This is a genomic window from Streptomyces sp. 13-12-16 (assembly GCF_002114215.1).
In the GTDB taxonomy this organism is placed as follows: Bacteria; Actinomycetota; Actinomycetes; order Streptomycetales; family Streptomycetaceae; genus Streptomyces.
The window spans coordinates 1-1,197 of sequence record NZ_NCTE01001280.1 but is presented as its reverse complement, the minus strand read 5'-3'; the positions used below and the strand labels follow the sequence as shown (position 1 = coordinate 1,197).

Annotated in this window: 2 protein-coding genes; one reads left to right on the top strand and one right to left on the bottom strand. The window is 73.7% G+C overall.

All coding sequences use genetic code 11. The features are described from left to right. On the bottom strand, positions 1-461 hold a 461-nt coding region (locus B7767_RS39390; RefSeq protein WP_085576130.1), incomplete at its 3' end, for a TetR/AcrR family transcriptional regulator. A 256-nt stretch (positions 462-717) separates the two neighbouring features. On the opposite strand from B7767_RS39390, the gene B7767_RS39385 reads away from it, so the two are divergent. After that, a partial coding sequence (locus B7767_RS39385; RefSeq protein ID WP_143652909.1) for an MBL fold metallo-hydrolase occupies positions 718-1,197 on the top strand: 480 nt, incomplete at its 3' end.

The window sequence follows — 1,197 nt, the reverse complement described above, 5'->3', positions numbered from 1 at the left end:
AGTCCGGTGTGGCCGCGGGCCCGGGCGAGCCGGTCCGCGACGGCCCGCCGCAGCCGCGCCCGGTGCTCCAGCAGGGCGCGCGCCACCTCCGGGTCGCGGGCGGCGTGCACCAGGAAGTCGGTCTTCACCAGCAGCCAGTCGCGGTCGAGGAGCAGGACCTCGGTGACGCGGTCCACGGCGGCGGGCACGTCGAGGTCGGGCCCGTCCTGGGCGAGGGCCCCGGCGACCTGCTCGGCGATCAGTTCGGCGCGCTCCGTGTAGAGGGCGAAGAACAGTTCGTCCAGACCGGCGAAGTTGGAGTAGAAGGCGCCCCTGGTGTAGCCGGCGGCCTCGCAGACCTCCTCGATCGAGACGTGCCCGAAGCCCTTGGCGGCGAAGACGGAGAACGCGGCTTCGAGCAGGTTCGCGCGCGTGCGCAGCCGGCGCCTGGTGACGCGCCTCTCCGTACCGCCCGCCGTCATGGCCGCCCCTTCGTCCGATACGGGAACGTATCCGATGCACCGGTGTATCGGAAGGCCCGGGAGCCGCGGAGTTCACGCCGGGGCCCCGTCCTCCCCGGCGGTGGTCCTCGCGCCGCACGAGCACGGGGTGCGCGGGCGGGCGGTGGCCCGGTTCCTGTCCGGAACGCGCCCGGATCCGCGTCCCCTCCACCCGCTCCGCGCGGTGATCTGCTTTCCTACTCGCCTCGGACAGCAACGACTTGGACTCGGGACGATCATGCGAGCAACCGTGCGGCACGTCGCGGACGGCACCTTCCTGGTGCACGGCACGAACACCAACTGGGTGATCCTGACCGAGGGGGACGCCGTCACACTGATCGACACCGGCTACCCCGGCGACCGCGAGGGGCTGCTCGCCTCCCTCGCGGAGGTGGGGAGTTCACCGGAGGCGGTGACGGCCGTGCTGATCACGCACGCCCACAGCGACCACCTGGGCTCCGCCGAGTACCTGAGCGCCGCGTACGGCACTCCCGTGTACACCCACAAGGCCGAAGTCCCCCACGCCCGGCGGGACTTCCTGCACCAGGTGACCGTCGGGCAGGTGCTGCGCAACGGCTGGCGGCCGGGTGTGCTGCCCTGGGCGGCGCACGCCCTGCGCTCCGGCGGGACGGCGGACGTGGCGGTCACCGCGCCCGAGCCGTTCCCGGGGGCCGGTACGGGTCCGCTCGACCTGCCCGGCCGGCCCGTGCCCGTGCAC